The 15,841-nt window shown below is 67.3% G+C and carries 14 protein-coding genes and 1 tRNA gene; 9 read left to right on the top strand and 6 right to left on the bottom strand.

Annotation, left to right across the window (positions count from 1 at the left end):
* Nucleotide 1 precedes the first annotated feature (1 nt).
* The 3 genes from HPA01S_RS17825 to HPA01S_RS17815 all read right to left on the bottom strand — a co-directional run bounded on the left by HPA01S_RS17825 (nucleotide 2) and on the right by HPA01S_RS17815 (nucleotide 3,299).
* Nucleotides 2-712: a peptidylprolyl isomerase gene (locus HPA01S_RS17825; RefSeq protein WP_066272122.1), complete on the bottom strand. Its 711-nt coding sequence runs from the start codon at nucleotides 710-712 to the stop codon at nucleotides 2-4.
* Complete coding sequence (locus HPA01S_RS17820) at nucleotides 712-2,112, bottom strand: L,D-transpeptidase family protein (protein WP_245638696.1); 1,401 nt, start codon at nucleotides 2,110-2,112, stop codon at nucleotides 712-714. The genes HPA01S_RS17825 and HPA01S_RS17820 overlap by 1 nt, the downstream gene beginning before the upstream one ends.
* Before the next feature lie 107 nt (nucleotides 2,113-2,219).
* Complete coding sequence (locus HPA01S_RS17815; protein WP_157085083.1) at nucleotides 2,220-3,299, bottom strand: nuclear transport factor 2 family protein; 1,080 nt, start codon at nucleotides 3,297-3,299, stop codon at nucleotides 2,220-2,222.
* 247 nt (nucleotides 3,300-3,546) lie between these two features.
* Between HPA01S_RS17815 and cysS the strand changes: the two genes are divergently transcribed.
* From cysS to HPA01S_RS17775, 8 genes are all read left to right on the top strand, one after another.
* Nucleotides 3,547-4,929 (top strand): cysteine--tRNA ligase, encoded by a 1,383-nt coding sequence (gene cysS / locus HPA01S_RS17810; protein WP_066272121.1) that lies wholly within the window; start codon nucleotides 3,547-3,549, stop codon nucleotides 4,927-4,929.
* Nucleotides 4,929-5,576 (top strand): DNA-3-methyladenine glycosylase family protein, encoded by a 648-nt coding sequence (locus tag HPA01S_RS17805; RefSeq protein WP_066272120.1) that lies wholly within the window; start codon nucleotides 4,929-4,931, stop codon nucleotides 5,574-5,576. The genes cysS and HPA01S_RS17805 overlap by 1 nt, the downstream gene beginning before the upstream one ends.
* Before the next feature lie 52 nt (nucleotides 5,577-5,628).
* Complete coding sequence (locus tag HPA01S_RS17800; protein WP_066272119.1) at nucleotides 5,629-6,615, top strand: acetyl-CoA carboxylase carboxyltransferase subunit alpha; 987 nt, start codon at nucleotides 5,629-5,631, stop codon at nucleotides 6,613-6,615.
* A gap of 1 nt (nucleotide 6,616) precedes the next feature.
* Nucleotides 6,617-7,603 carry a tRNA lysidine(34) synthetase TilS gene (gene tilS, locus HPA01S_RS17795; protein ID WP_066272118.1) on the top strand — a complete coding sequence of 329 codons (987 nt, stop codon included), beginning with the start codon at nucleotides 6,617-6,619 and terminating at the stop codon, nucleotides 7,601-7,603.
* A 90-nt stretch (nucleotides 7,604-7,693) separates the two neighbouring features.
* Nucleotides 7,694-8,974, top strand: a complete 1,281-nt coding sequence (locus HPA01S_RS17790; protein WP_066272117.1) for an aspartate kinase — start codon at nucleotides 7,694-7,696, stop codon at nucleotides 8,972-8,974.
* 52 nt (nucleotides 8,975-9,026) lie between these two features.
* A tRNA-Ser gene (locus HPA01S_RS17785) sits at nucleotides 9,027-9,119 on the top strand.
* Nucleotides 9,120-9,242: 123 nt separating this feature from the next.
* Nucleotides 9,243-10,994, top strand: coding sequence for a tetratricopeptide repeat protein (locus HPA01S_RS17780; RefSeq protein ID WP_084360792.1), 1,752 nt, complete (start codon nucleotides 9,243-9,245; stop codon nucleotides 10,992-10,994).
* 52 nt (nucleotides 10,995-11,046) lie between these two features.
* On the top strand, nucleotides 11,047-11,961 hold the full coding sequence (locus HPA01S_RS17775; RefSeq protein WP_066272115.1) for a DMT family transporter: 915 nt from the start codon (nucleotides 11,047-11,049) through the stop codon (nucleotides 11,959-11,961).
* Between the two features lie 156 nt (nucleotides 11,962-12,117).
* On the opposite strand, the gene HPA01S_RS17770 is transcribed toward HPA01S_RS17775, so the two are convergent.
* The 3 genes from HPA01S_RS17770 to HPA01S_RS17760 are packed head-to-tail and all read right to left on the bottom strand — an operon-like array spanning nucleotide 12,118 to nucleotide 14,740.
* Nucleotides 12,118-12,579 (bottom strand): RNA-binding S4 domain-containing protein, encoded by a 462-nt coding sequence (locus HPA01S_RS17770; RefSeq protein WP_066272114.1) that lies wholly within the window; start codon nucleotides 12,577-12,579, stop codon nucleotides 12,118-12,120.
* A complete protein-coding gene (locus HPA01S_RS17765) occupies nucleotides 12,576-14,045 on the bottom strand; it encodes a sensor histidine kinase (protein WP_066272113.1) in 1,470 nt (489 codons plus the stop codon). The genes HPA01S_RS17770 and HPA01S_RS17765 overlap by 4 nt, the downstream gene beginning before the upstream one ends.
* An 11-nt stretch (nucleotides 14,046-14,056) precedes the next feature.
* Nucleotides 14,057-14,740 carry a response regulator transcription factor gene (locus HPA01S_RS17760; protein WP_066272112.1) on the bottom strand — a complete coding sequence of 228 codons (684 nt, stop codon included), beginning with the start codon at nucleotides 14,738-14,740 and terminating at the stop codon, nucleotides 14,057-14,059.
* Nucleotides 14,741-14,866: 126 nt separating this feature from the next.
* Between HPA01S_RS17760 and HPA01S_RS17755 the strand changes: the two genes are divergently transcribed.
* Nucleotides 14,867-15,826, top strand: a complete 960-nt coding sequence (locus HPA01S_RS17755; RefSeq protein WP_066272111.1) for a tripartite tricarboxylate transporter substrate binding protein — start codon at nucleotides 14,867-14,869, stop codon at nucleotides 15,824-15,826.
* Nucleotides 15,827-15,841: the final 15 nt, after the last annotated feature.

Here is a 15,841-nt window from a genome sequence, read left to right as displayed (position 1 = left end):
GTCATTTCTCCAGGGTGGCTTTGAGGATGGTGATGGGGGTTTTGGGCACGTCGGTCGGGAAAGGACCGCCGGCGCCGGTGGGAGTGGCTTTGATCTTGTTCACCACGTCCATGCCGGCAACCACTTTGCCGAACACGGTGTAGCCGTAGAGCTCGCCGGCGTTGAGCAGGCTGGCGCGTGGCACGTCCTTGTAGGTCTTGCCACGGTACTCGAACTGCGGCACCGGGTCGCCGGGCGGGATCGGGGTGGGATCGAGAAAGGCGTTGTCTGCGACGTTGATGAAAAACTGCGAGGAGGCCGATTGCGGGTCGTTGGTGCGCGCCATGGCGACCGTGCCGACCACGTTGCGCGGACCACCGGCGGCCAGCGCGGCCTGGCCTTCGTGCGGCACCGGCGGGCGCGTGGGCTTTTGTTTGTAGCTGGCGTCGAAGCCACCACCCTGCACCATGAAGTTGCTGATGACGCGGTGGAAGACCGTGCCGTCGTAGTGCTTGTCTTCCACGTACTGCAGGAAGTTGGCGACCGTCTTGGGCGCCTTGTCGGGGTAGAGCTCGATCACGATGTCACCGGCCGAGGTGTTGAGCTTGACGCGTGGTGCGGCGCCGGCCTGGGCCTGGGCGGCCATCGGCAGCAGCATCGCGCCGGCGCTGGCCAGCGCCATCAGGCCGATCGCTGCGCGGCGGCGCAGGGGAGTGCGTTGGGATGTCGTCATCAGATCGTTCCTTCAAAAAAGATGGTCCAGCGGTCTTGTTCGCGCACCCAGTACTGGCGCTTGGTCACGCCGCGGCTCTGGCCGGCGGCGACTTCACCGAAGGTGACCACCATGGTGTCGTCCTGATCGTGCCAGCGCAGCACGGACAGGTCTTTCATGGCCAGCTCACGACCGCCGTTGGCCCGCAGTTCGTTCTCGACGCGTGGCCACCATTGGGCCAGATCGCGGCCCTGGTTCTGGAAGCGGCTGGAATAGAAGCCCTTCAGTTCGTCCAGCCGGCCTTCGCTGCGGGTGCGCCGCCAGGCGTCGAGCACGGCTTCGAACTGCTCGCGCTCGCTTGCCAAGGCCGTGGGTTGCACCCACTGCAGGGATTCGGCGATGACCACTGGCGTGGTGCGGATCTGCACCGTGGCCAGCAGGCGTTGCAGGTCGGGGTTGGAGAGCACCACGCAGCCGTCGGAGGCCTGCGGTGCGCGCACGAACTGCTCGGTCGGCGTGCCGTGCAGCCAGATGCCGCTGCCGGTCTTGCCGCGCTGCAGGTCGAGTGCGTTGGGGTAGTTGATCGGCAGGGCGCCCACGCCGTACAGGTCGGGCAGGTCGGCCGGGTTGAGTGTGCTGGTGATGTAGTAAACGCCCAGCGGCGTGCGCTTGTCGCCTTCGACCGTTTTCTCGATGCCCGAGATGCCGACCGAGATGTAGTAGTCGCCCAGCAGCTTGAGGCGTGGCGTGCGGTCCACGCCGCCGGAGGAGCGTGCCGGGTTCAGGTTTTCGAACAGGTAGAGCCGCGAGCGCGAGGCGTCGATGGCGATGGCGTGGCGGCTCTGCGCCGACAGCGTGAGGAACTGCGTCGGCACGCTGCCTTCGGGCGGGCGTTCGGTGAGGGCCTGCAGGCGGCGGCGCGATTCTTCGCGCAGGATGCCGAGCTGCTCCGAATTGGCCTGGCTGGAGTCGGTCACGTCGCCGAGCCGGCGCAGCGGCCGGGTCTGCAGGCTCAGCAGGTCGCCCAGCACCAGTTGCGCGAGCTGGAAGTTGGGGTGGTCACGTACCAGCGCTTCGGCCTGCGCCAGCGCCTCGCGGTGGCGCGCCTGGCTGATGAGCTGGTAGATCTGGATCAGCCGTGCCTCGGCCTGGCCCATCAGGGGCCTGGCCTGTTGCAGGCGTTCGTCCGTCAGGTGCACCACGCTGAGGCCGGAAGAGGGCGGTGCGCCGGTCAGGCTGAGCGCCACGTCCTGTACCTTGGCCAGGGCGCTGTCGATCAGCGAAGGCGTGGGGACGGCGGGTGTTGCAGGCTGCGGCGAGAGCGACAGTGTTTCCACCACCTGCCTGGGCGCCGCCTTGTCGCCACTGCGCAGCAGCGACACCCCATACAGCAGCGCCACGGCGGCGACAGCGGCTGCCACCACCGTGCGCCCCGACGGTCTGCGGCGGGCCGGGCTGTGGCTGCGTGAGCCCATCAGCTCGGACGCGAGGCCGGCGTGGCCCCGTTGCGCAAACCGCCTGCTGCCCATCAAGAGCCCGTGGATTCCCGAACGATCAGCCAGCGGTTGCCGCTCTTGACCAGATCGAGGGTTTTGCGGCTGGTGACGTTCAGGGTGTCGGAGGTGTAGTCCTGGCGGAAGCGTGCGGTGGCACGGTCGCCATTGGTGGTGATGTTCAGGTCGCTGACGTTCACGCCGATGCGCGAGCGTGGTTCGATGCGCGAGCGGCGTTCGGCTTCCCAGGCGGCACGCGCCTGGCCGCCCGGCGGCTTGAAGGCCGGGCCGTAGGCGCCCAGGTAGCCGGACATGTTCTTCGACGACCAGGCCTTGGCCCATGCGGTCACGGCGGTTTCGACGTCGCGCTGGGCGGTGTCGGTCGGTGCCGGTGCCGGCGCTGCGGCGACCGCAGGGGCCGGCGCGGCCGAGGGCGTTGGGGCCGGAGCTGCAGCAGGCGCCGGGGCGGGTGCAGGTGCGGGCGGCGCCGCTGCCACGGCAGGAGCAGGTGCACGGGCTGATGCCGGTGCGCTGCGCGTGTCGCCGGCGAACAGGTTGCGGATCAGGCTGAGCTTGGGTGCCACGGCCGGGTTGCTGCCATCGAGCTGCAGCGCCTTGCTGTAGGCCTGGCTGGCCAGCTTGGCGTAGACGTCACCCAGGTTCTCGTGTGCGGTGGCGTAGCTCGGGTTGGTGCGGATCGCCATTTCGAGGGCGGCGCGCGCCTTGTCGAACTGGCTCTGGCTTGCGTACAGCACGGCCAGGTTGTTGTAGGGCTCGGGCAGTTCCGGGTAGTCCTCGGTGAGCTTGGCGAAGGTGGCGATGGCGTCGGTGGCCTTGCCGCTTTCGGTCTGGATCACGCCCTTGAGGAAACGCATCTGCGGGTCACGCGGTTTGCCCGTGAGGTACTGGTCGGCCTTGAGCATGGCCTCGTTGTACTGGCCGGAGCGCACCAGGCGGTTGACCTCGCCGTATTCATCGGCCTGTGCCCAGGACAGCGAGCCGCCCATGCCCACGGCGATCAGCACGGCGCAGCTCAGTTGTCGCAGGCGTTGGCCGGCGCGGTGGGCTGCGAAGGGGGTGCCAACGGCGGGCTGTGATTTCTCGGGGTGGGACATGGGACCTCGAAAGCGAGCCTGGGCATCCATCCGGATGGGCCAGTGAAACGTTGATCGACAGCGCGCGTGAACGCGCCAACGGGCTGGATATACTGGCGGATTGTATCTGAGGGGTCCAGTTCCATGGCCGCGCCAGACCACATGGAACACCCGCAGGAGCCGCTGTGACGGGGGTGTCTGCGGGGTCTGCCGACGTCGCCCGCTGGTGCCCCACGTCCGTTCCGATTTCTGCGCCCGCTGCCGCTTCATGACCCTGAAAATCCACAACACCCTGACGCGTCAGCTGGAGACGTTCCAGACCATCGAGCCCGGCCACGTGCGCATGTACGTCTGCGGCATGACGATCTACGACCTGTGCCACATCGGTCACGCACGCATGATGATGGCCTTCGACGTGGTGCAGCGCTGGCTCAAGGTCAGCGGCTACCGCGTCACCTACGTGCGCAACATCACCGACATCGACGACAAGATCATCAAGCGCGCGCTGGAGCGTGGCATCACGCTGCGTGCCCTGACCGACGAGATGACCGCCGCCATGCACCAGGACATCGGCGCGCTCGGCATCGAGCCACCCAGCCTGGAGCCGCGCGCCACCGAGTACGTGCCGCAGATGCTGTCGCTGATCGGCACCCTGCAGCAAAAGGGCCTGGCCTACCAGGCCGAGAACGGCGACGTGAACTACGCGGTGCGCAAGTTCCCCGGTTACGGCAAGCTCTCGGGCAAGTCGCTCGACGACCTGCGCGCCGGTGAGCGCGTGGTGGTGGACAGCGACAAGCACGACCCGCTGGACTTCGTGCTCTGGAAATCGGCCAAGGCCGACGAGCCCGCCGAAGCCCAATGGCCCAGTGCCTACGGCGCCGGTCGGCCGGGCTGGCACATCGAGTGCTCGGCCATGAGCTGCAGCACGCTGGGTGAGAGCTTCGACATCCACGGTGGTGGTGCCGACCTGCAGTTCCCGCACCACGAGAACGAGATCGCGCAGAGCGAGGGCGCCACCGGCAAACCGCTGGCGAACTTCTGGGTCCACAACGGCTTCGTGCGCGTGGACAACGAGAAGATGTCCAAGAGCCTGGGCAACTTCTTCACCATCCGCGAAGTGCTGGCCAAGTACGACCCTGAGACGGTGCGCTTCTTCATCGTGCGCGCCCATTACCGCAGCGCACTGAATTACAGCGATGCCCATCTGGACGATGCACGCGGCGCGCTCAAGCGCCTGTACACCGCGCTCTCGCTGGTGCCACCCGCACCGCTGCAGCAGATCGACTGGGAGCAGCCGCACGCCAGACGTTTTCGTGCCGCGATGGACGAGGACTTCGGCACGCCCGAAGCCATCGCCGTGCTGTTCGAGCTGGCCAGCGAAGTCAACCGCAGCAAGGATGCGGCGGCTGCCGGCCTGCTGCGTGCGCTTGGCGGCACGCTCGGCCTGCTGCAGGACGATCCCATGGCCTACCTGCAAGGCGGTGCCGAAGGTGGTCTGGACGAGGCCAGCATCCTCGACCTGATCGCACAACGCGTGGCGGCGAAGCAGGGCAAGGACTTTGCTGCGGCCGACCGCATCCGCCAGGACCTGCTGGCACAAGGCGTGGTGCTCAAGGACGGCCCCTCCGGCACCACCTGGGAGCGCAATTGATGGTCGCCGCGGCGCTGCCCCCCGTGCCCAATGCGCCCGACTATTGGGCGGAAGCATGCCGTCACCTGATGAAGCGCGACCGGGTGATGAAAAAACTCATTCCAGCGCATGCCGGTGTCTGCCTGCAGTCGCGCGGTGACGCCTTCGTCACCCTGGCGCGCAGCATCGTCGGCCAGCAGATCTCGGTGAAGGCGGCGCAGTCGGTGTGGGATCGTTTCGAAAAGCTGCCAAAGAAGATGGTGCCGGCGCAGGTGCTCAAGCTCAAGGTGGACGACATGCGCGCGGCCGGGCTCTCGGCGCGCAAGGTCGAATATCTGGTGGATCTGGCACTGCATTTCGCCAACGACCAAGTGCACGTGAAGAGCTGGTCGCAGATGGACGACGAGGCCATCATTGCGGAGCTGGTGGCGATCCGCGGCATCGGCCGATGGACGGCAGAGATGTTCCTGATCTTCCATTTGATGCGGCCAAACGTACTACCGCTGGACGACGTTGGTTTGCAAGCCGGTATCAGCCGTGCATACTTTTCGGGCGAACCGGTGAGCCGCAGCGAGATCCGCGAAGTGGCCAACTCCTGGGCGCCTTTCTGCAGCGTGGCGACTTGGTATATTTGGCGCTCGCTCGACCCGCTGCCGGTCAGTTATTGAGCGGCCCCGTTCCACGGGGATGTCCTCGCAAACAAGACCAAAGGAGTACACCTTGGCCAAAAAGAATTTTCTGGATTTTGAGCAACCCATTGCCGAGCTCGAAACCAAGATCGAAGAACTGCGTTATGTGCAGACGGAATCCGCGGTGGATATCTCGGAAGAGATCGAACAGCTGGCAGGGAAGAGCCTGCAGCTGACTAAGGACATCTACAGCAGCCTCACGCCGTGGCAGATCACCAAGATCGCGCGCCACGCGGACCGGCCCTACACGCTGGACTACGTGCGCGAAATCTTCACGCACTTCCAGGAGCTGCATGGAGACCGCCACTTTGCCGACGACCTGAGCATCGTTGGTGGTCTGGCGCGCTTCAATGGCCAGCCCTGCATGGTGCTGGGCCAGCAAAAAGGGCGAGACACCAAGGAACGTGGCCTGCGCAACTTCGGCATGACCAAGCCGGAGGGTTACCGCAAGGCCCTGCGGCTGATGAAGCTGGCCGAAAAGTTCAAGCTGCCGGTGTTCACCTTCGTCGACACGCCCGGTGCCTACCCCGGTATCGACGCCGAAGAACGTGGCCAGTCCGAAGCCATCGGCCGCAACATCTTCGAAATGGCCCAGCTCGAGGTGCCCATCATCTCCACCATCATCGGTGAAGGTGGTTCGGGCGGTGCGCTGGCCATCGCGGTGGCCGACCAGGTGCTGATGCTGCAGTACTCGGTGTACTCGGTGATCAGCCCGGAGGGCTGTGCTTCCATTCTCTGGAAGACCAGCGATCGCGCCAGCGAAGCCGCCGACGCGCTGGGCATCACGGCCCACCGCCTCAAGGCCCTGGGCCTGGTCGACAAGATCGTTAACGAGCCGGTCGGTGGTGCACACCGCGACCACAAGCAGATGGCGGCCTTCCTCAAGCGTGGCCTGGCCGACGCCTGGCGCCAGGTGGCCGACCTCAAGGTCAAGGAGCTGGTGGACCGGCGCTATGCGCGCCTGAACAGCTATGGCCGCTTCACCGACACCAAGGCCGACAGCAAGGACAAGCGCTGAGGTGAGCACCCCGCTCGCACCCGCCAACCCCTGTGAACAGGCGTTGGCCGCATGGTGCGGGCGTTGCGGCGGCTTCGATGCGCCGGTCACCGCGCCGGTGGCCATTGCCTTCAGCGGCGGTGCCGACTCCACGGCGCTGCTGCTGGCCGCGCAGCAGCGCTGGCCCGGCCGGGTGGTGGCGCTGCACGTGCACCACGGACTGCAGGCCGCTGCCGACGGCTTCTCTGCACATGCCCGCGCCTTCTGCGCCACGCTGGGCGTGCGCTTTGAAGAGGCCCGTGTCAACGCCACCCACGCTCCGCGCCAGAGCCCCGAAGACGCCGCGCGGCAGGCGCGTTACCGCGCGCTGGCGCAGCTGGCGCAGCAACTGGGCGCGGCCGGCGTGCTGCTTGGCCAGCATGCCGACGACCAGGCCGAAACCGTGCTGCTCGCGCTCAGCCGCGGCGCCGGGCTGCCCGGCCTGGCCGCCATGCCCGAACGTTTCGAGCGCCACGGCACGCTGTTCGGCCGCCCGCTGCTGGCGCTGCCGTCGGCCGACTTGCGCGCCTGGTTGCTGGCCGCCGGCCATGCCTTCGTGGACGACCCGAGCAACGATGACCAGCGCTTCACGCGCAACCGCATCCGCGCGCTGTTGCTGCCGGCCTGGGAGGCGAGCTTTCCCGGCTTTCGGCCCATGCTGGCGCGCAGCGCCGCGCACGCTGCCCAGGCGCAGCGCCTGCTCGACGAGCTGGCCACCATCGACCTCGCTGCCACCGGCACGCCGCCCGCGCTGGCCGCGTTGCAATGCCTCTCGCGCGAGCGCCAGGCCAATGCGCTGCGCCACTGGTTGCGTGGCACGGCGGGGGCGGCGGCCAGCGCCGCGCAGCTGGACGCCCTGCTGGACCAGGTCGCCGCCTGCACCACGCGTGGCCACCGCATCCACCTCAAGGTGGCCAGCGGTTTCGTGACGCGCGACGGTGAGCGCCTGCGCTACGCCGCGCCGATATAATTCGCGGTTGCCTTTCGGGCCTCTGAGGCCCTGGCACGTCGCGCAGAGCCGGTTTGCGCGGCCGCAACCAACCCAATCCAAACCCTCCCGATGGCCTTGATAGTTCACAAGTACGGCGGCACCTCCATGGGGTCGACCGAGCGCATTCGCAACGTGGCCAAACGCGTGGCCAAATGGCACCGCGCCGGCAACCAGATCGTGGTCGTGCCCAGCGCCATGAGCGGTGAAACCAACCGCCTGCTCGGCCTGGCCAAGGAACTGGCCCCGAGCAGCACCGACAGCGCCTACACCCGCGAGCTCGACATGCTGGCCTCCACCGGCGAGCAGGCCTCGTCGGCATTGCTCGCGATCGCCCTGCAGGCCGAAGGCGTGGGCGCGGTGAGCTATGCCGGCTGGCAGGTGCCGATCAAGACCAACAGCGCATTCACCAAGGCGCGCATCGAATCGATCGACGACGTGCGCATCCGCGGGGATCTCGACGCTGGCAAGGTGGTCATCGTCACCGGCTTCCAGGGCGTGGACCCGCAAGGCCACATCACCACGCTCGGCCGCGGCGGCAGCGACACCTCGGCGGTGGCCGTGGCGGCTGCGCTCAAGGCGGCCGAATGCCTGATCTACACCGACGTCGACGGCGTGTACACCACCGACCCGCGTGTCGTGCCTGAAGCCCGGCGCCTGCTGCGCGTGAGCTTTGAAGAGATGCTGGAAATGGCCAGCATGGGCAGCAAGGTGCTGCAGATCCGCTCGGTGGAATTCGCCGGCAAGTACAAGGTGCCCATGCGCGTGCTCTCCAGCTTCACGCCCTGGGACATCGACCTGAATGAAGAAGCCGCCTCCGGCACCCTGATCACTTTTGAGGAAGACGAAGACATGGAACAAGCCGTCGTTTCCGGCATTGCCTTCAACCGCGACGAAGCCAAGATTTCGGTGCTCGGCGTGCCCGACACCCCCGGCATCGCCTACCAGATCCTGGGCGCGGTGGCCGATGCCAACATCGAGGTCGATGTGATCATCCAGAACCTGAGCCGGGATGGCAAAACCGACTTCAGCTTCACGGTGCATCGCAACGAGTTCCAGCGCACGCTGGACCTGCTCAAGAGCAAGGTCGTGCCCTTGTTGGGCGCTGACGAGGTGGTGGGCGATACGCGCATCTGCAAGGTCAGCATCGTCGGCATCGGCATGCGCAGCCACGTGGGTGTGGCCAGCCGCATGTTCAAGTGCCTGAGCGTGGAGGGCATCAACATCCAGATGATCTCCACCTCGGAGATCAAGACCTCGGTCGTGATCGACGAAAAGTACATGGAGCTGGCGGTGCGTTCGCTGCACCGCGAGTTCGATCTGGACCAGGCCGCCGACACCATCGTCGCCTGAGTGCATTTGAGGGCGGAAGTGCCTCGAAGTTGAGGCATAATACGCAGCTTCCGGAGTGATGACCGAGTGGCCGAAGGTGCTCCCCTGCTAAGGGAGTATGGGGTGTAGAGCCTCATCGAGGGTTCGAATCCCTCTCACTCCGCCAGTATTGCCAGGCACCCAACGCGGGCCCTGAACACCAAGCCCCACCGCCGATGGCAGTGGGGCTTTTTTGTTTTTGTGTTCCGCTGTGCCCGGCGGGGACTGTTATGCCGTCAAGGACTCTGCGATGAACACTTCTCTCGCGACCGCCGACCAGATGCGACTGGCGGTGCACTTCCATTCACAGGGCATGCTCGACAACGCGCGCACCTTGTACGAAGGGATGCTGCGCCAACAACCCGCAGATTTCACGGTGCGTTACCACCTCGGCCTGCTGGAGTCGCAAGCCGGGCAGATCGAACGTGCGGCGGTGCACTTCGGTGCCGCGGTGCAGGCGCAGCCGCAGAACACCGACGCGCAGAACAACCTGGCCTTCACCTTGCAGCAGCTGGGGCGCGAGAGCGAGGCGCTGGCGGCGTACCAGCAGGCGTTTGCATTGAGGCCAGACGATGCCGATATCGCGATCAACCTGGGCTTGCTGCACAAGAAGCGGCAGGAGCCCGACGAGGCGCTGCGCTGTTTTGAGCAGGCCCTGCAGGCGCAACCGTTGCACGTGGCCTTGCTCGCCAACCGCGGCAACGTGCTGCAGCGCCTGGGCCGCACGGCCGACGCACTGGATAGCTACGAACGCGCGCTGCAGGTGGAGCCGCAGAACGCGGTGGTGCTGTGCAACCTCGCCAATGCGTTGTGCGAGCAGGCGCGATACGCCGATGCGCTGGCCGCGGCCGAGCGCGCCATCGCGGCGCGGGCGCAGCATGCCCCGGCCTGGGTGGAGCGTGGCAACGCGCTCAAGCTGCTGGACCGCACCGCCGAAGCCATTGCGAGTTTCGAGAAAGCCCTGCAGCTGGAGCCCGCCATGGTGCAGGCCCACACCAACCTCGCGGCCACGGTGCTCAGCGACAGCGTGGACACGGCGCGAGTCATCGAAGCCGGGCACCAGAGCCTGGCCGTGTACCTGCAGAGCACGTACCGCGCACCCGCCTTGCAGCGCACCGCTTTCACACTGACGGGCTTCAGGCTGCGGCACGACGTGCAGCAGGCCGAGTGGCTGCAGGCCCACGGCCATGCCGTGCCTGGCCTGGGTGCGTTCCTGAAGACCGCGCAAGCCCTGCTGCCGCAAACGAACGCGGGCGAGGTGCCGGGCAGTGTGCGCGTCTCGCCGGGCGAGTTCGCGCGCATGCAGGAGTTTCTGTGCACGCCATGGATGCATCCCATGCCCGCCATGCTGCCCGATGTGCTGAACCCGGCCAATGACTGGCCGGCGCTGGAAGAGGCCTACCTGGCGGGCACGCCCGAGATCCTGACCATCGACCATTTCCTTGCCGAGCCGGCGCTGAAGGCCTTTCAGGATTTCGCCCACGGCTCGCGCGTGTGGCACGGCGAGTACGCCAACAGCTACCTCGGCGCATTTGCCAACCGCGGCTTCAACAGCCCCCTGCACCTGCAGCTCGCGCGTGAACTCAGGCAGCGCATGCCGCGCGTGTTCAAGGACTACCTGCTCACGCAGCTGTGGGGCTTCAAGTACGAGCCCACCATGACGCGTGGCATCAACGTGCACGCCGATTTCGCCAAGGTCAACCTGAATTTCTGGATCGCGCCCAGCGAGAACAACCTCGACCCCGAGAGCGGCGGCCTCAAGGTCTACGACGTGCCGGCCCCGGCGGACTGGACCTTCGAGCAGTACAACACCGACAGCACGCGCATCTACGACTTTCTGCGCACGCACCAGGCGGGCTGTGTCACCGTGCCGCACCGCTGCAACCGCGCCGTGCTGTTCAACTCGGCGCTGTTCCACGAGACCGACACCATCCGCTTCGTCGACCGGTATGACGCGCGCCGCGTCAACATGACTTACCTGTTCGGCCAGCAGTTGCGCTGACGGCACCCTGGGTGCGATAGCGTATGGACACAGCGTCCGCGACAATCGCGGCATGACTTCCACCGCTGCACCCAGCGCCGGCCTGAGCCGCGCCGCTTTTGCCACCCTGTTGCTCATCGCCTTCATGATGGGCGCCAACCACGTGGCCGCGCGCCTGGCTTTCGACCACGGTGTGAGCGTGGCCACCGCGGTGGCATTTCGCAGCACCGTCACGGCCCTGGTGGTCGCCGCCATCCTGCTGGCCTACCGGGTGCCGATGCAGTTGCAGGCGCGGCACCGCAAGGCCTTGCCCATGATCGGCCTGCTGGTGGGCGTGCAGAGCCTGTGCCTGTACGCCTCGGTGGCGCGCTTGCCGGTGGCGCTGGCGCTGCTGGCGTTCAACACCTATCCGCTGTGGACGGCGTTGTGGGCACGTGTGTTCTACGGCCAGCGGCCGCAGCCGCGGGTGCTGCGTGCCATGCCGGTGATGCTGCTGGGCCTGGCGCTGGCGCTGGATGTATCTGGTGCGGCATCCGGCCTGGGGGCCTCGGGCCACTGGGCGCAGATTGGTGTGGGTGTGGGCTTCGCGCTGGCGGCTGCCGCCACCTTTGGCCTGGCGCTGGTGCTCACGCAACACGAGACGGGTGATCTCGATGGCCGGCTGCGCACCGCCACCACCATGGGCATCGTGGCCGTGATGGCGATGGTGGCCGCCGGCGCACAAGGCGGTCTGTCGCTGCCCACCGCGCCCATCGGCTGGTGGGGCCTGCTGGGCCTGACCTTTCTCTACGGCACGGCTTTCACCATCATGTTCACCGTGTTGCCCAAGCTCGGCGTGGTGGGCAACTCGGCCATCATGAACATCGAACCGATCTTCGCGCTGGTGCTGGCCTGGGCGATCCTCGGGCAGTCCATTGCGCCGGTGCAGGTGGCCGGTGGCCTGCTGGTGGTGGCCACGGTGATGTGGCTGGGCTTGAGGAGGGGGTGAACTCCCCCCTGCGCCGCTGCGCGGCTTCCCCCCTCTGTTGCGCGCCTTCGGCGCTTCGAGGGGGGACGGCACTGGTGGCCTGGCGGAGCTCGTTCCACGGTGCCTCTTGATGCGGACACTTCGCGCGTTGCCGGCCCGGTTCCCACGTTGCCGCTTCTAGTCCGGATCGTCGAGGGACGCGCTCCAGCGCTGATTCCATTCGTCGCGCGGTGCCGCGCCGCGCAGGTCTTCGATCTGGCGCCGGTCGCGTTTGGTGGGCCGCCCCATGGGCTGGCTGTGCGCGGGTTCGGGGGCGAGCCGGCGCTGTTCGGCGGCCTCGCTGCGGCGCAGGAGCGAGGCGGCGGTTTCTTCGTAGAGCAGGGCGGCCACGGGGGCCGGGCCGCGCACACCGCTCAGGGCCTTCACGACCAGGGTGCGCGTGTCGGGGCCGATGCGCAGTTCCAGCGTGTCGCCGGGTTTCGGCTCGCGTGAGGCTTTGACCGGCAGGCCGTTCAGGCGCACATGGCCCTTGTCGATGGCTTCGCTGCTCAGGCTGCGGGTCTTGTAGAAACGCGCGGCCCACAGCCATTTGTCGAGGCGGACCTTGTTGCCCTGGGAATCGTTGGCGGTGTGGCTCATGGTGGGGCTTGTGGTGGGCTGAGGGGCAGGCGCACGGTGGCGTCCAGGCCGAGTACCTGGCCGCGTTCGATGCGGTTGTCGAGGTCGATGCTGCCGTCGAGCGACAGCACGATCTCGCGGCAGATTGCCAGGCCCAGGCCCAGGCCGGAGCCGGTGGCGCTGGGTGCTTGGCGGTGGTCGATGGCAAAGGGCTGGAACAGGCGCTGGCGCAGCGCGGTCGAGATGCCGGGCCCGCTGTCGGCGATGGTGAGTGCGGCGGTGTGCCGGTCAGTCACCAGCATCACCGACAGCCGCGAGCCGACGGGCGAGTTCTTGATCGCGTTGTGCAGCAGGTTGCGGCTGAGCTCGCGCAGCGCCCATTCGTGCGCCTGTACCGGTGCGCTCTGGGTGTCGAGCGAAAAATCGAGCGAGCGTTCGGCGATCAGGGCCGACAGGTCGAGCGCCACCGCGCGCACCACTTCGTCCCAGTCGTTCACCGGCGCGCTCATCTCCTGCCGCAGCTGTTCGACCTTGGCCAGTGCCAGCATCTGGTTGGCGAGTTCGGTGGCGCGTTCCACCGTATGGCCGATCTCTTCCAGCGCCTGCGGAGGCGGCATGTCGCCACGCCGTGCCGACTGCACCTGGGTCTTGAGCACCGCCAGCGGCGTGCGCAGCTGGTGCGAGGTGTCGCGCACAAAACGCTTCTGGTGCTCCAGCAGGTCCGACAGGCGCTGCATGTGCTGGTTGGTGGCGTCGAGCAGGGGCAGCAGTTCGCGTGGCGCACCGTCGGTGGACAGCGGCGAGAGGTCGTTCTCGCTGCGCATGCCCAGCGCGTGGCTGAGCGCGCGCACCGGGCGCGTGGCGCGCTGCACCACGAACAGCACCACCAGCGCGATCACGATCACCAGGATGGCTTGGCGCCACAGCGTGTCGATCAGGATCTGGCGCGCCAGGGTCTGGCGCAGCTCCAGCGTCTCGGCCACCTGGATGGTGGCCAGGCCGTGTTCGTAGACGCCCGACACCGGTTGCAGCAGCACCGCCATGCGCACCGGTGCGCCGCGGTAGGTGTCGTCGTAGAAGTGCACCAGGGCGGCGTAGAGGTTGCGGCCGCCGGTGTCTTCGCGCGCGGGTGGCATGTCTTCAAAGCCCGAAACCATCTCGCCCTGCAGGCCGCTCACGCGGTAGTAGAGGCGGCTGCGGTTGTCGGCCTCGAAGGCTTCCAGGGCCGAATAGAGCAGGGTGGCTTCGATGCGCACGTCGTCGCCCGAGCCGGTCACGCGCAGTTGTTCGCCGAGCGATTTGGCGGTGGCCAGCAGCGTGCGGTCGTAGGCGGCATCGGCCGCCGCCAGCGCCTGGCGGTACAGCACCACGGTGTTGATCAGCACGAAGCCGAACACCGGCAGCAGGATGCCGACCAGCAGCGTGCGCCGCAGCGAAACGCCGCGCGGCCGTGTCGGGCGCGATGGACGCTGGAGTTGCTTCGCCATCGCGTATGCCCTCAGGTGTCGGCCTTGAGCAGGTAGCCCAGGCCGCGCAGCGTCACCAGCTGCGCGCCGGTGTGGGCGATCTTCTTGCGCAGGCGGTAGGCCACCACCTCGATGGCCTCTGGCTGCACCTGGCTCTCGCCAGGAAACACGAGCTCGAACAGGCGCTCCTTGGCGATGGCGTAACCCGGTTTGCCGAGCAGGGCGGTGAGCAGCGCGAGTTCGCGCGGCGCCAGTTCCATGGCCTGGCCGTTGAGGTACACCGCGCCGCTGTCCTTGTCCACCTGCATGCCGCACCAGGCGGGGCCGGGCCCGCCGTTCCAGGTGGGTTCGGTGGGGCTCGAGCGGCGCACGAGGGCGCGCACGCGGGCTTCCAGCTCGTCGAGGTCGAACGGTTTGGGCATGTAGTCGTCGGCGCCGGTGTTGAGGCCGAGGATGCGGTCGCCCACGGCGCCGCGTGCGGTGAGCACGATCACCGGCGTGGCCAGGCCCGCCGCGCGTGCCTGCGAGAGCACCTCCAGGCCGTCGAGGCCCGGCAGGCTCAGGTCGAGCAGCACCACGTCGGGCAGGCTGGCCTGCCACAGCGCCAGCGCGCGGTTGCCGTCTTCGCAACCCACGACCTGCATGCCGCGCCGCTCGAAGCTGCGCCGCAGCGTGGCCTGCATGGTGGCGTTGTCTTCGATCAGCAGCAGCTTCATGGCGGGCGATTATCCGTGCCCGGTCCGCACCCAAGGGTTTTCACCAGTCAGAAGGACAGGCAACTGACAGTGAGGAGGAAGAAGATGGCGGTTGCCCCGATTCTTTCCAACATCAAGGAGATGGACATGCGCCGCGATACCTTCATCAAATCCCTGGCCGCCCTTGCCGCGGCAGGCGCCTTGCCCAGTGCCGCCTGGGCCAGTGCCAACATCAAGATCATGATCCCCGCCAACCCGGGTGGAGGCTGGGACGGCACCGGCCGCGCCCTGGGTGAGGCCATGCGGGATGCGGGCGTGGCCTCGTCGGTCACGTTCGACAACAAGGGCGGCGCCGCCGGTGCCATCGGCCTGGCCCAGTTCTTCAACGCCAGCAAGGGCGACCCGAACGCGCTGATGGTGATGGGTGCGGTGATGCTCGGCGGCATCATCACCGGCAAGCCGCCGGTGTCGATCACGCAGGTCACGCCCATCGCGCGGCTGACCACCGAATACAACGTGTTCGTGCTGCCCGCCAACTCGCCCTTCAAGACCATGAAGGACGTGATCGACCAGCTCAAGAAAGACCCGGGCAGCGTCAAGTGGGGCGGCGGTTCGCGCGGTGCCACCGAACACATCGCCGCGGCGCAGATCGCGCAGTCGGTGGGCGTGCCCGCCACGCAGATCAACTACGTGCCCTTCCGCGGTGGCGGTGAAGCCACGGCGGCCATCCTGGGTGGCAACGTCACCGTGGGCGGCAGCGGCTACAGCGAGTTCCAGCAGTACATCGAGAGCGGCAAGATGCGCGCGATCGCGATCACCTCCGGCCAGCGCATCAAGGGCATCGACGTGCCGACGCTGAAAGAGCAGGGCATCGATGTCGAGATCGGCAACTGGCGCGGTGTCTATGGCGCCGCCGGCATCACCCAGGCCCAGCGCGATGCGCTGACCGCCATGGTGGTCAAGGCCACGCAGAGCAAGGCCTGGGCCGCGGCCATCGAGAAGAACGCCTGGACACCGGCCCTGCTGACCGGCAAGGCGTTCGACGAATTCGTGGACAAGGACTTCGCCCTGCTGCGCGCGACCATGGTGCGCGCCGGCATGGTGTAAGGGACGCTCCCTCTG

The sequence above is a fragment of the Hydrogenophaga palleronii NBRC 102513 genome (assembly GCF_001571225.1).
GTDB lineage: Bacteria > Pseudomonadota > Gammaproteobacteria > Burkholderiales > Burkholderiaceae_C > Hydrogenophaga > Hydrogenophaga palleronii.
The sequence above is the reverse complement of the archived record's forward strand: the minus strand, read 5'-3'. Positions and strand labels throughout refer to the sequence as shown.